Annotated in this window: 15 protein-coding genes; 8 read left to right on the forward strand and 7 right to left on the reverse strand. The window is 66.5% G+C overall.

Annotated features, from left to right (window positions below):
* Positions 1–11: 11 nt before the first annotated feature.
* The gene (locus tag CLM74_RS05035) at positions 12–689 is read right to left on the reverse strand and encodes a YggS family pyridoxal phosphate-dependent enzyme (RefSeq protein ID WP_105163564.1); all 678 of its coding nucleotides are present in this window, start codon (positions 687–689) and stop codon (positions 12–14) included.
* Positions 690–776: 87 nt separating this feature from the next.
* On the opposite strand from CLM74_RS05035, the gene CLM74_RS05040 reads away from it, so the two are divergent.
* The 3 genes from CLM74_RS05040 (at position 777) to CLM74_RS05050 (ending at position 4,182) form a co-directional block, all read left to right on the forward strand.
* Positions 777–1,814, forward strand: coding sequence for a type IV pilus twitching motility protein PilT (locus CLM74_RS05040; protein WP_004147099.1), 1,038 nt, complete (start codon positions 777–779; stop codon positions 1,812–1,814).
* 79 nt (positions 1,815–1,893) lie between these two features.
* Positions 1,894–3,057, forward strand: a complete 1,164-nt coding sequence (locus CLM74_RS05045) for a PilT/PilU family type 4a pilus ATPase (protein WP_049467229.1) — start codon at positions 1,894–1,896, stop codon at positions 3,055–3,057.
* A 141-nt stretch (positions 3,058–3,198) separates the two neighbouring features.
* Positions 3,199–4,182 carry an aldo/keto reductase gene (locus tag CLM74_RS05050; RefSeq protein ID WP_105163565.1) on the forward strand — a complete coding sequence of 328 codons (984 nt, stop codon included), beginning with the start codon at positions 3,199–3,201 and terminating at the stop codon, positions 4,180–4,182.
* Between the two features lie 57 nt (positions 4,183–4,239).
* Here the strand turns inward: CLM74_RS05050 and CLM74_RS05055 are convergent, their stop codons facing one another.
* Entirely contained in the window at positions 4,240–5,139 is a 900-nt protein-coding gene (locus tag CLM74_RS05055; protein WP_033830519.1) for a LysR family transcriptional regulator, read from the reverse strand.
* A 276-nt stretch (positions 5,140–5,415) separates the two neighbouring features.
* Between CLM74_RS05055 and CLM74_RS05060 the strand changes: the two genes are divergently transcribed.
* Both CLM74_RS05060 and CLM74_RS05065 read left to right on the forward strand, forming a co-directional pair.
* Positions 5,416–5,628, forward strand: coding sequence for a DUF4287 domain-containing protein (locus tag CLM74_RS05060; RefSeq protein ID WP_033830520.1), 213 nt, complete (start codon positions 5,416–5,418; stop codon positions 5,626–5,628).
* Between the two features lie 404 nt (positions 5,629–6,032).
* A complete protein-coding gene (locus CLM74_RS05065; RefSeq protein ID WP_025874035.1) occupies positions 6,033–6,740 on the forward strand; it encodes a YitT family protein in 708 nt (235 codons plus the stop codon).
* Positions 6,741–6,814: 74 nt separating this feature from the next.
* Here CLM74_RS05065 and CLM74_RS05070 read toward each other — a convergent pair whose 3' ends face one another.
* The gene (locus CLM74_RS05070) at positions 6,815–7,360 is read right to left on the reverse strand and encodes a DNA-3-methyladenine glycosylase I (protein WP_025874034.1); all 546 of its coding nucleotides are present in this window, start codon (positions 7,358–7,360) and stop codon (positions 6,815–6,817) included.
* Complete coding sequence (locus CLM74_RS05075; protein ID WP_105163566.1) at positions 7,357–9,168, reverse strand: DUF4153 domain-containing protein; 1,812 nt, start codon at positions 9,166–9,168, stop codon at positions 7,357–7,359. Before CLM74_RS05075 ends, CLM74_RS05070 begins: the two co-directional genes overlap by 4 nt.
* Positions 9,169–9,249: 81 nt before the next feature.
* On the opposite strand from CLM74_RS05075, the gene CLM74_RS05080 reads away from it, so the two are divergent.
* From CLM74_RS05080 to CLM74_RS05090, 3 genes are read left to right on the forward strand one after another with little or no spacing between them, the layout of a single operon-like run.
* Entirely contained in the window at positions 9,250–9,816 is a 567-nt protein-coding gene (locus tag CLM74_RS05080; protein ID WP_025874032.1) for a YqgE/AlgH family protein, read from the forward strand.
* The gene (gene ruvX / locus CLM74_RS05085) at positions 9,809–10,276 is read left to right on the forward strand and encodes a Holliday junction resolvase RuvX (RefSeq protein WP_025874031.1); all 468 of its coding nucleotides are present in this window, start codon (positions 9,809–9,811) and stop codon (positions 10,274–10,276) included. Before CLM74_RS05080 ends, ruvX begins: the two co-directional genes overlap by 8 nt.
* A gap of 16 nt (positions 10,277–10,292) precedes the next feature.
* Positions 10,293–11,243 carry an aspartate carbamoyltransferase catalytic subunit gene (locus CLM74_RS05090; protein WP_025874030.1) on the forward strand — a complete coding sequence of 317 codons (951 nt, stop codon included), beginning with the start codon at positions 10,293–10,295 and terminating at the stop codon, positions 11,241–11,243.
* A gap of 81 nt (positions 11,244–11,324) precedes the next feature.
* Here CLM74_RS05090 and CLM74_RS05095 read toward each other — a convergent pair whose 3' ends face one another.
* The 3 genes from CLM74_RS05095 to CLM74_RS05105 all read right to left on the reverse strand — a co-directional run bounded on the left by CLM74_RS05095 (position 11,325) and on the right by CLM74_RS05105 (position 13,083).
* Positions 11,325–11,816 (reverse strand): transposase, encoded by a 492-nt coding sequence (locus CLM74_RS05095; protein ID WP_105164935.1) that lies wholly within the window; start codon positions 11,814–11,816, stop codon positions 11,325–11,327.
* Between the two features lie 132 nt (positions 11,817–11,948).
* Positions 11,949–12,746: a prolyl oligopeptidase family serine peptidase gene (locus tag CLM74_RS05100; RefSeq protein ID WP_105164936.1), complete on the reverse strand. Its 798-nt coding sequence runs from the start codon at positions 12,744–12,746 to the stop codon at positions 11,949–11,951.
* 70 nt (positions 12,747–12,816) lie between these two features.
* A complete protein-coding gene (locus CLM74_RS05105; protein WP_025874027.1) occupies positions 12,817–13,083 on the reverse strand; it encodes a hypothetical protein in 267 nt (88 codons plus the stop codon).
* Between the last annotated feature and the right edge of the window lie 4 nt (positions 13,084–13,087).

Below are 13,087 nucleotides of genomic sequence, written 5' to 3' on the forward strand. Positions count from 1 at the left end.
TCTCCTTGGAATCAGGCCGGGCGCGGACGCGCGCCGAACAGGGCGGTACCGATGCGCACCAGGGTGGCACCTTCGGCGATCGCTTCAGCGTAGTCGCTGCTCATGCCCATCGACAGGGTGTCCACCTGGGCATGAGCGGCAGCCAGCGCCTCGAAAAGTGTGCGCATGCGCACGAACGCGTCGCGCCGGCGCTCGGCGTCGGGCCACGGCGCAGGAATCGCCATCAGGCCGCGCAGGCGCAGGTTCGGCTCGGCGGCGATGGTTGCCGCCAGCGTGTCCACGTCGTCCGGCGCGCAGCCGTGCTTGCTCGACTCGTCATCGATGTTGACCTGGATGAGTACGTTCAGCGGGCCGCGTTCAGCGGGGCGGTAGCGGGCCAGCGCGGCGACCAGCTTGGGCCGGTCCACGCTCTGCACCCAGTCGAAGTGCGTGGCCACCGGTTCGGCCTTGTTCGACTGCAGGTGGCCGATCAGGTGCCATTCCAGGCCCAGCGGCTGCAGTTCCTGCATCTTGGCCAGCGCTTCCTGCACGTAGTTTTCGCCGAACGCGGTCTGGCCCTGCGCGGCAAGCGCAGCCACGGCCTCGGCCGGCTGGGTCTTGGACACCGCCAGCAGGCGCGGCGGTGGCCGCCCGGCGGCAGCGGCGGCGTTGTGCAGGTTGCTCAGGATCTGGGGCAGGGGAGTGGCCACGTAACGCGTTCCGTTCAATCAGGAGGCTATACTGCCGCCCGGGGAAAGATCCTTCCAGTCGAAGCCGTTATTGGGGAGTAGCCGCTCATGGATATCGCCGAGCTCTTGGCGTTTTCCGTAAAGAACAAAGCGTCCGACCTGCATCTGTCCGCAGGCCTGCCGCCGATGATCCGCGTGGACGGTGATGTTCGCCGGATCAACATTCCAGCCCTGGACCACAAGCAGGTCCACGCGCTGGTGTACGACATCATGTCCGACAAGCAGCGCCGCGATTACGAGGAATTCCTCGAAGTCGATTTCTCCTTCGAGATCCCGTCGCTGGCGCGCTTCCGTGTCAATGCGTTCAACCAGAACCGTGGCGCCGGTGCGGTGTTCCGTACCATTCCGTCCGAAGTGCTGACCCTGGAAGACCTGGCCTGCCCGCCGCTGTTCCGCGAGGTGATCCAGCAGCCGCAGGGCCTGATCCTGGTGACCGGCCCGACCGGTTCGGGCAAGTCGACCACGCTGGCGGCGATGATCGACTACATCAACAAGAACGAATACGGCCACATCCTCACCGTCGAGGATCCGATCGAATTCGTGCACACCTCGCAGAAGTGCCTGATCAACCAGCGCGAAGTGCACCGCGATACGCATGGCTTCAATGAAGCGCTGCGTTCGGCACTGCGTGAGGACCCGGACATCATCCTGGTCGGCGAACTGCGTGACCTGGAAACCATCCGCCTGGCGCTGACCGCCGCGGAAACCGGCCACCTGGTGTTCGGCACCCTGCACACCAGTTCGGCGGCCAAGACCATCGACCGCATCATCGACGTGTTCCCGGCCGGCGAAAAGCCGATGGTGCGCTCGATGCTGTCCGAATCACTGCGCGCGGTCATTTCGCAGGCGCTGCTGAAGAAGGTCGGCGGCGGTCGTACCGCTGCGTGGGAAATCATGGTCGGCACCCCGGCCATCCGCAACCTGATCCGCGAGGACAAGGTGGCGCAGATGTATTCGGCCATCCAGACCGGCCAGCAGTACGGCATGATGACCCTGGACCAGCACCTGCAGGACCTGGTCAAGCGCAGCCTGATCACCCGCAACCAGGCCCGCGAATACGCCAAGGACAAGCGTCTGTTCGAGTAAGGCGAGGCAATGGCGGGGCAGGGCGCGCGAATACGTCGCCGGCCCCGCGCTGTTTCCTCCACCGACCGATTCCTGGTACATGCCCCATTGGGAGCCCGCCGTGAACACCACCGCGACCACCATCGATTTCACCTCGTTCCTTAAGCTGATGGCGCACCAGCGCGCCTCGGACCTGTTCATCACTGCCGGCATGCCGCCGGCGATCAAGGTCAACGGCAAGATTTCGCCGATCACCCAGACGCCACTGACGCCGCAGCAGAGCCGCGACCTGGTGCTGAACGTGATGACGCCGGCGCAGCGCGAGGAATTCGAAAAGACCCACGAATGCAACTTCGCCATCGGCCTGTCCGGCGTCGGCCGCTTCCGCGTGAGCTGCTTCTACCAGCGCAACCAGGTCGGCATGGTGCTGCGTCGCATCGAGACGCGCATTCCCACCGTGGAAGAGCTGAGCCTGCCGCCGATCATCAAGACGCTGGCGATGACCAAGCGCGGCATCATCCTGTTCGTCGGCGCTACCGGTACCGGTAAATCAACCTCGCTGGCAGCGATGATCGGTTACCGCAACCAGAATTCGACCGGGCACATCATCACCATCGAAGATCCGATCGAATTCGTGCACAAGCACGAGGGCTGCATCATCACCCAGCGCGAAGTCGGCATCGATACCGACAGCTGGGAAGCCGCGCTGAAGAACACCCTGCGCCAGGCGCCGGATGTGATCATGATCGGCGAGGTGCGTACCCGCGAGGGCATGGACCACGCCATCGCCTTCGCTGAAACCGGTCACCTGGTGCTGTGCACGCTGCACGCCAACAACGCCAACCAGGCGATGGACCGCATCGTCAACTTCTTCCCGGAAGATCGCCGCAACCAGCTGTTGATGGATCTGTCGCTGAACCTGAAGGGCGTGGTCGCGCAGCAGTTGATTCCTTCGCCGGATGGCCGCTCGCGCAAGGTGGCGATGGAGATCCTGCTGGGCACGCCGCTGGTGCAGGACTACATCCGCGACGGTGAGATCCACAAGCTGAAGGAGCTGATGAAGGAATCGGTCCAGCTGGGCATGAAGACCTTCGACCAGAGCCTGTTCGAGCTGTACCAGGCCGGTGAGATCAGCTACGAGGACGCACTGCGCTACGCCGATTCCCAGAACGAGGTGCGCCTGCGCATCAAGCTCAGCCAGGGCGGCGATGCCCGCACCCTGTCGCAGGGGTTGGATGGCGTGGAGATTTCAGAGGTCCGGTAACGAAGGTGCCGCTGCCGGCGGCAGTGCGATGGATGGCAGGACGGCATTCATGAGATCCAGTCATGACCGACTGCCATCCAGGTCGTTCAATCCGCTGCCCCTGCAGGCGTATCGTCATCGCTCCCCTACTGGAGCACGACGATGCAGACACGTGAACTCGGCCGCAGCGGCCTGAAAGTCTCCGCCCTGGGCCTGGGCTGCATGGGCCTGAGCCACGGCTACGGTCCCGCCGTCGAGCAGAGCCAGGGCATCGCCCTGCTGCACGCCGCGGTCGAGCGCGGCGTGACCTTCTTCGACACCGCCGAAGTCTACGGACCGTATACCAACGAAGACCTGCTCGGCAGGGCGCTGGCACCGTACCGCGACAAGCTGGTGATCGCCACCAAGTTCGGCTTCAAGGACGCACGGGTCGACACCGGCCTGGACAGTCGTCCGGAGAACATCCGTGCGGTGGCCGAAGCCAGCCTCAAGCGCCTGCGCACCGACTACATCGACCTGTTCTACCAGCACCGCGTGGATCCGAACGTGCCGATCGAGGATGTGGCCGGCACCGTGCGTGACCTGATCGCCGAGGGCAAGGTGCGCCACTTCGGCTTGTCCGAAGCCAGCGCTGCCACGGTGCGTCGCGCGCATGCCGTGCAACCGGTGGCCGCAGTGCAGAGCGAGTACTCGCTGTGGTGGCGCGAACCGGAACGCGAACTGCTGCCGGCGCTGCAGGAACTCGGCATCGGCTTCGTGCCGTTCAGCCCGCTCGGTCGCGGCTTCCTGACTGGCGCAATCAACGCCGACACCACCTTCGCCGACAACGATTTCCGCAACACCGTGCCACGCTTCGAAGTGGAAGCGCGTCGCGCCAATCAAGCGCTGGTTGACCGCATCACCACGATCGCGGCGGCGCGGGGCGCCACCCCGGCACAGGTCGCGCTGGCCTGGCTGCTGGCGCAGGCACCGTGGATCGTGCCGATTCCGGGTACGACCAGGATCCATCGCCTGGAAGAGAACCTTGCCGCCGCCGACCTGCAGCTGTCTCCCGCCGAGCTGGAGCGCATCGCGCAGACGCTGCAGGAGATCGCCATCGTCGGCGAGCGCTACAACGCACAGCGTGCGGCACAGGCCAAGGGCTGATCGCAGTGGGCGCGGACTCTCGTCCTGTGGTGGGTGCGGACCGTTGATCCGCACGCCTCACCCCACCATCGGCCCGCGCAGCGCATCAAGCACCGTACGCATCGCCACGGTGACATGCCGGCGTGACGGGTAATACGCGTAGTAGCCATCGAAGTGCGGGCACCAGTCATCCAGTGTTGATTGCAGGCGGCCTTCCAGCAGGGCCGCCTGCACCTGGTCTTCGGGCAGCCAGGCCAGTCCGCTGCCGGCAAGCGCCGCAGCCCGCGTCATGCCCATTGTGTTGAAGGTCCACTGACCAGAGACGCGGATGCTCAGCTCGTTGCCATCCTGACCGAAATCCCACGGCATCAGGCCGCCATGGGTGGGCAGGCGCAGGGTGATGCAGTTGTGCGCGGCCAGATCGTGCGGATGCACCGGCGCCACGTGCTGGCGGAAGTACGACGGTGCCCCCACCACGCGCATGCGCAGCGGCGGACTGATCGGCAGCGCCACCATGTCGCGTGCCAGGCGCTCACCGAGACGGATGCCGATGTCGTAGCGCTCGGCGACGATGTCGGCCAAGCCGTAATCGGTGGTCAGCTCGACCTTCAGGTCCGGGTACTGCTGCAGCAGCGGCGCCAGCCTGGGCCAGGCCAGGTATTCGGCGGCGTGGCCGGTGGCGTTGATGCGGATGGTGCCTGCGGGGCGCTCGCGGTACTCGGCCAGCGCGGCCAGTTCGTCTTCGATCTCGGCCAGGCGCGGGGCCAGGGTTTCCAGCAGGCGGGCACCGGCCTCGGTGGTGGCGACACTGCGGGTGGTGCGGGTCAGCAGGCGCACGCCCAGTCGCTCTTCCAGCCCGCGCATGGCGTGACTGAGGGCGGACTGGGAGACGCCAAGCTGGGCAGCGGCCTTGGTGAAGCTGCCTTCGCGGGCAACGTGGACGAAGGCTTGCAGGTCGTTGAGGTTTTCACGCGGCATGAGGGGATGATACGGCCGGGCTGCGCCCGGCGCCCGCGGTAGTGCCGGCCGCTGGCCGGCAACCGCAACAGCACAGCCGGAGCAACAGCAACAGCGGGCTTCCTGTGGAGCGGCATGGCCTGCTCTTGGTGGGTGTCGACCTCGGTCGACACGTAGATCCACGCTATGCGTGGATGCGTGCCCGGTGTTGCCGGTGCTGGTCGGTTAATGCGCCATGTCGATTTGTGGTTCCGTGGTTCGTCGAATGGGTACTTTCCAAACAACAGGGAGCAGCACATGAGCACCGACAGCAAACCCAAGGGCCCGGCGTCCTATTTTCCTTCCATCGAGAAGACCTACGGGCAGCCGGTGGCGCATTGGCTGGGTCTGCTGGCGAAACGGCCGGGGCTGAAGCACATGGAACTGGTCAGCTTCCTGAAATCCGAGCACGGGCTGGGCCATGGCCATGCAAACGCCCTGGTCGCCCACCACCTGGCCACCCAGCGCTGAGACAACCGCTCCACCGAGCGCAGCGACCCGCTTCTGCTCTTCTTTTCTCTTTACGTGGCTGGACGCGCACGGAACCTGTCCAAGGCCGGGTGGGGTGAGGCTGCGGGGGTGTCCGCGGCATGGGCCCGAGGCATGCCTCGGGCGGGTTGGGCAGGACGCCCAACCCCGGTCTTGCCGTGTGCGCAGGACAGCGCACACGAGCAAGACGCGGCCAAGTCCCCAAGGACGGGTTCACGGCGTCCCCCGCGAACCCATCTCCCCCGGCCAAGCGCGGCTTTTGCTGTTGGTACACCAGCCACGAGGGGCTGCGCCGTTCGCCGCAACTCCCAACTGAACGATTTCATCTGCAACTGTCATGCAGATCGTGTCTAATACCGCTCCCCACCCGTAGTGCCCCCACCTGTATGTCCCTCCAATCCCATGGCCCGGCGCCGTGCGACGACGCTGACGGCCACCTGGTCACCGCTGGCCCGCTGACCCCGCCGCCCGATGTTGCCGGCACCCCCGCCGATGAGAAGGCGCTGCGCCACTCGGTCGCCGAGGACGTGCAGGGCATGGTGCTGGCCATGCTCGTGGCCTCACTGGGCCTGGCGATCTTCGCCAAGGGCGGGCTGATGATCGGCGGCATGGCCGGCATGGCCTTCCTGCTGCACTATTCGATGGGCTGGAACTTCGGCCTGGTGTTCGTGCTGGTCAACCTGCCGTTCTACTGGGTGGCCGTGCGCCGCATGGGCTGGGAATTCACCCTGAAGACGTTCGCAGCGGTCACTGCCTGCGGCCTGCTCACCGACATCCTGCCGCGCTGGGCGGACTTTTCGCATATCGCGCCGCTGTACTCGGCGCTGGTCGGTGGCGCGCTGTCCGGCCTGGGCATCCTGTTCTTCATCCGCCACCGCGCCAGCCTCGGCGGCATCGGCATTCTGGCGGTTTACCTGCAGCGCACCCGCGGCTGGAGCGCCGGCAAGGTGCAGATGTCCTTCGATGCGTGCCTGATGGTGGCCGCGTTCTTCGTGCTGTCGCCGTCGAAAGTGATGTACTCGGCCATCGGTGCGGTGGTGCTCAGCCTGGTGCTGATGTTCAACCACCGCCCGGGCCGCTACATGGGCGTCTGATTCCGCATTCGGCGGATCGCCTGCCCAGGCGCCACGCGCCCCGGTAGCGCCGGGCCATGCCCGGCGGATGCGCATCAGCCGCGCGCTGCCTGTACCCACGGCGGTGCCAGCTTCAGCAGCGTTGCATGCACCGGGCAGTCCTCGGCATGCGCGCCCGGCAGGTAGCCCAGGCTCATCAGGAACTCGCCGGTGATCTCGCCACCGGTGAAGCGGAACGTCTTCTTGAACAGCTTCACCCAGTCGGCCTTGCTGCGCGGATGGTGTGCGTCCAGCCAGGCGGCGAAACTGCCGTGGCTCTGGCGCAGCTGCTGGATCACCTGCGCGTTGTGAATCGCTGCCAGCACCTTCAAGCGGTTGCGGATGATGCCCGGGTCCGACAGCAGGCGCTCGATGTCCTGCTCGGCGTAGGCCGCCACGCGATCAACGTCGAACGCGTCATAGGCCGCGCGGAATCCCTCGCGCTTCTTCAGGATGGTCTCCCAGCTCAGGCCGGCCTGGTTGATCTCCAGCAGCAGGCGCTCGAACAGTTCACGCTCATCGCGCTGCGGGAAGCCATATTCATTGGCGTGGTAGTACTCGTGCACCGGATGGCCCGGGGCGATGCGGCAGTATCCGCTCATGGTGTGGCCGCCTCCGCGCGGTCGTCGCTGCGATCAATCTCCAGCTGGCCCGCCGCGCCGTCAAGCAGCAGCGTCGGCCAGCGCGGCGGCTGCATGGTCAGGCGGCCGTCGCGCAGGGCCTGCGGGGCCCCGTCCGAGGTGCGCTGGTCAACGTCCTGGAAGGAAACATCACCCTCCTTTCTCCAGCCAGCCGGTTCACGCACGTGCAGCTGGCAGCGCGGACCGCTGTACAGACTGGTCATGCACAGCAGCACGTCGTCTTCTCCATCGCCGTCCAGGTCACGGCGCAGGGTGACGCAGCGGTTGTCGCCGGTCTTGTCGTCGTCCAGGCAATCGCCCGCGTGCAAGCGACGGTCCAGTATCGCCTGCCACCAGTCATCGGCTGGCGAGGCGGTGCCCTTGGCCTGCACGATCCGTGACTTCAGGCTGGCCAGGTCGCGCACGCCATCATCGATGTCGTTATCCCAGCGTGACTCGCGCTTCTGCCGGGCCAGGGCCTGCACGATGATGCTGGAGGCGCGCGTGTCGGCCGCCAATGACGGTGCTTTCTGCAGCGTGCGCAGCGCCTGCACACCTCGACGGCCCAGCTCGAAACGCAGCTGATTTGCGGCGTCCGCAGTCATCAACGCCGGATCGGCGCGCAGGCGCTTCATCTGGCTGGCCAGGGTGATGCGCACCGGGTCGATCACCGGCGAGATGGCCAGCAGTGCGGTTGCCAGCACGGCCCAGCACATCCAGCGGTTGACCGGCTCAAGCCGATGCAGCCAACGCCCGTGCCGGCGCGGTGCGGCGAAGGCGTAGCCGATGGCATAGCCGGCAATCAGCACTGCGACCGCCACGCCCCAGAAGCGCGAGAGGGTCCAGCCGTACTGGCTGACCCGCAGGGACATCGCATACAGCGCCAGGCCGGCGTAGATCGGCAGTGCCAGCAGGCTGGCCTCGACCAGCCGGCGCAGCCATGCCGGGTAGGGCGGGGTGCCGTCGTCGTGCTGGTAGACCGCATTGGCCAGGCTGATCAGCAGCACCGCCAGCACCAGCAGCAGGCTGGCGGCCGAACGCGTGGCCCACAGCGGCGCCAGCCCGGTGAACGGCAGCGACAGCACGAACAGCACCGCGATGAACGACAGCAATGGCAGCAGGCCGCGGCAGATCGCGAAGAGCACCTGGCGGGTGATCTGCATCGCGCGATGCTGGGTGCGCCCGATCAGCACGCCGAAGCCTGCCAGCATGCCGGTGGCCAAGGCGATGAAGGCATCGCTGCCGAACAGGACGTGGAAGAAGTCGACCTTGACCATCCGGAACAGCGCCGCCCACAGCCACAGCAGCAGCCAGGTCAAGCCGGTGAACACCGCCGCCAGCACCAGGGTCAGCCCGTTCTGCCAGGCGCGTTCGAACAACGCGCCATAGTCGGCCCGCCAATGTCCGGCATGCAGGCGGAACTGCCACCACGGCAGGGCAATGAACGTGGCAACGGCCAGGCAGATCGAGAGCGGAACCTGCAGCACGGCCGCATACAGCGCGGTTTCTCCGCTCAGGTTCCAGGCGGTCCAGGCGGCCAGGGCGAGGACCAGCAACGAGGCCAACCCGGCGTGCAGCCACAGGCGCCAGGCCTTCAGATCGACCAGCGTCAAGGCCACTGCGGTGGGCACGGTCAATACCCAGGCATACCAGCAGTAGCGCCAGCCGATGTCCCGGAACGGCCATTGATCCGCCAGTTCCTGGGCCGCGAAAAGCATCAGCCCCTGCAGCAGTGCGATCAACACGATCATGCTGCGGGTGGGCCATGACAGCGTTGCATCCTGCTGCATCGGGTCGTCCTCCTTGCAAGAGCGCCATCCTAGCCCATCCCTTCGCGCCCGCATCCGGTCGCAGCGGTTAGAATGGCGCCCATGCCAGTAACGCCGACTTCCCTCGCCAATCACCTGCTCGTGGCGCTGCCGTCGCTGATCGACGCCACCTTCGCCCGCACCGTTGCGCTGATCTGCCAGCACGACGAGAACGGGGCAATGGGGGTGCTGGTCAACCAGCCGTCCGAGTACACCCTGGGCGAAGTGCTTGCGCAGATGGATATCGCTACCGGCGATGGCGTCCTGCAGGCGCGTCCGGTGCTCAATGGCGGACCGGTGCATCCCGAGCGTGGCTTCGTCATCCATGACGACGCGCGCGCGTGGGATTCCAGCCTCGTCGTCGGTGACGGCCTGTACCTGACCACCTCGCGTGACATCCTTGAGGCGATGGCGCGTGGCGAAGGCCCGGCCAATGCCGTGGTCACCCTGGGCTGCGCGGGCTGGAGTGCCGGCCAGCTGGAAAGCGAACTGTCCGAAAACAGCTGGCTGACCGTGCCGGCCGATGCCGAACTGGTGTTCCAGCTGCCGCTGGAACAGCGCTGGCAGGGCGCCGCGTCGCGCATTGGCGTCGATCTGTTCCGGCTGACCGATTACAGCGGCCATGTCTGAGCCGGCCCTCATCCGTCGCGATGGCACCGTACTCGGTTTCGATGTCGGCTCGCGCCGGATCGGCGTGGCGATCGGCAGTGCCTTCGCCGCGCATGCACGCGCGGTGGCCGTGGTCGATGTGCACGGCAATGGCCCCGACTGGGCGGCGATCGAACGCCTGCTCAAGGAATGGAAGCCCGATGGCCTGGTGGTCGGCGATCCGCTGACCCTGGACGGCCAGGACCAGCCCAACCGCAAGCGCGCGCAGGGCTTTGCCCGCCAGCTGCGGGAACGTTTCAAGCTGCCGGTGGTGATGATCGACGAGCGTTCCAGCTCGGTCGAGGCCGCCCGCCGCTTCGCCGTCGAGCGCGCCGAAGGGCGCAAGCGTCGCCGCGACGCGGCTGCGCTCGATGCCGTGGCTGCGGCGGTGATCATCGACCGCTGGTTGTCGTCGCCGGACGACGCCATTCCCATTCCCTGACGATACGAACCCCGCCATGACCGCCCAGCAACTCGATGACTCCGGCCGCCTGCGCCACCTGTTGACGCTTGAAGGTCTTCCCCGCGACACCCTGGTGCAACTGCTCGACCGCGCTGGTCAGATCCGCGATGCCGCGGTCGGCCGTGTCGGCAACAAGCGCCACGTGCTGGGCGGATCGGCGGTGTGCACGTTGTTCTTCGAACCTTCCACCCGTACCCGCAGCTCGTTCCATCTGGCGGCGCAGCGGCTGGGTGCGGACGTGCTGAACTTCGACGCCTCCACCTCGTCCACGCGCAAGGGCGAAACCGCCTGCGACACGCTGAAGAACCTGGAAGCGATGGGCGTGCGTGGTTTCGTCGTGCGCCACCCCGATGACGGCGCCGTGGCGGCGCTGGCTGCGGTGGCGGGCGAGGGCACCGCGCTGGTCAATGCCGGCGACGGCCGCAGCTCGCACCCGACCCAGGGCCTGCTGGACATGCTGACCCTGCGCCAGGCCAAGGGCCCGGACTTCTCGAAGATGAAGGTGGTGATCGTCGGTGACGTCAAGCACTCGCGCGTGGCCCGCACCGACCTGCATGCCCTGCGCACGCTGGGCGTGGGCGAGATCCGCGTATGTGGCCCGCAGTCGCTGCTGCCTGACGACGACACCCTCAAGGGCTGCGTGGTCGGTGATGATTTCGACGCGATGCTGGAAGGCGTCGACGCGCTGATGATGCTGCGCCTGCAGCGCGAGCGCATGGAAGAAGGCCTGGTGCCGTCGCTGGAGCAGTACCACGCACAGTACGGCCTGAACACCGCACGCCTGGCCCGCGCCGGCAAGGACGCAGCCGTGCTGCACCCGGGCCCGATCAACCGCGGCGTGGAAGTGACCGATGAAGTGGCCGACGGCCCGCAGTCGTGGGTGCTGCGCCAGGTCGCCAACGGCGTCGCCGTACGCATGGCCGTGCTGGAAACCCTGCTGGGTTGATTGCCTCCGATTGCTGCGTTGGTGGGTGCCAACCTGGGTTGGCAGGTGCACTGCTTTGGTAGATGCCAACCTTGGTTGGCACTATCCGTCCGTGCTGAATGCCTTTGGTCGATCACCCAAGGCCTCGAGCTCCCACTCGCACCATGCGTGCCGATACTGCCCCAACTGCGTCGTCAGACCCGCCCTGATCGGATTGCCCATCAGGTACATCGCATGCCGGTACAACGATTCGTCCGAGCGGATCGCATGATCGTGGTAGCAGGCCTGCCAGAAGCGCCCGCCCCTTCCCAATAACCGGTTTGCCTGCTGCGCCGTGCGCGATTTGAAGCGCTTCATGACGGTTTCCAGTGTTCCCGCGCGTAGTTCGAGCAGCCAGTGGATGTGATCGGGCATGACCACGTAGGCGATCGAGCGGGTGAAGCCTTCCTGATCCAGCCTCTGGAATTCCTGGATTGCCAGGGCTGCGGCAGCGTCGTTGGCGAACAGGGGCGCGCGACGATCCACGACGGTAGTCAGGATGTAGCTGAGACCGATGCTGGAGCGACGGCCGAGCAGGAGGCGGACGTTTTGCATGGCGCAAGCTTGGACGGACACGCTTGCGACGGACATCGGGGAATGGCTTGATCTTGGGTAGGCTGGTGCCAACCAAGGTTGGCATCTACCAGAAGGGGGCCAACCAAGGTTGGCCTCTACCGGAGCAAGCGCTCAGCGCTTCTGGGCGAACAGCCACGCCCACATCGCCGCGTCGGCGTAGGTGGCGTCCCAGGCGTTGTGGTTGCCTTCCGCGTACTCGGTATAGCGCACGTCGCGCGCGCCGGCGGTCTGGAACGCGGCATGCAGCCGGCGATCATCATCCGGTGGCACCACATCATCCAGCGCGCCGTGGAAGATCCAGATCGGGGTGCGCTGCAACCGTTGCGCGATCACCGCATAGGGATCCGCTTCGTTCGCCACCTGCTCGACGAACAGGGTAGGGCGTACCGCACGTGGTGCCAGCACCGCACCGCACACCGGCACGATCGCGGCAAAGCGCTTCGGATCGTCCAGCGCGATGTTCCAGCTGCCATAGCCGCCCATCGACATTCCGGTCAGGTACTGCCTTGCCGGGTCAGCGCCGAATTCGGCGATCGTGGCGTCCAGTGCCGCGATCGCCACCCGGTTGTTGCGGCCGCTCCATTCCTCGTCGCCGGGTACCTGCGGAAACACCGCCAGCGCGGGGAAGTCGGCCGCGTGCCGACGCAGGTACGGGCCAAGGCCTGCGTGGGTCTGCTTCACGCCATCGCCGCCGCGCTCGCCGGAGCCGTGCAGGAACAGCACCACCGGCAGCGGACCAGCTGCGCGCGCGGCGGCGGCCGGTATGAACACCTGGTAGTAGGCGGTGTCGCCGTCCACCTTCACCGCGCGTGCCTCGAAGTGGCCGCGGGCACCGGACGGCGTACTGGCACACCCGGTCAACATCAGCAGGGCCAGCAGCGGCAGCCAGCGCAGAAGCGATCGAAGCATGGCGGTTCCCATGAGGGCGATGTCGCCTCGATGGTAGTGCGCCGCGACCGGCCCGGCATCGTGCGCCGCATCACTGCGGGCGCGGGAAGCTGGCGATGATCTCCAGCTGCTCCTGTGCTTCGGCATTGCCGCCTGCGGCCGCGGCCTGCACCTGCGCCATGTCCGGGTGCAGCACCACCAGCAACGGGTTCTCGCACACCGGGCACACATACTCGGTGGCGTCCTCGTCCAGTTCCATCACCATTGCCCGCGAACTGCCTTTCCACTCGCAGGCGGCACAGGTGTGAAGCTGGTCGCGCCAACCCGGTGCAAAGTAGTTTTCGATCGTCGTTGCCATGGCA

Source organism: Stenotrophomonas sp. MYb57 (assembly GCF_002966815.1).
GTDB lineage: Bacteria > Pseudomonadota > Gammaproteobacteria > Xanthomonadales > Xanthomonadaceae > Stenotrophomonas > Stenotrophomonas indicatrix.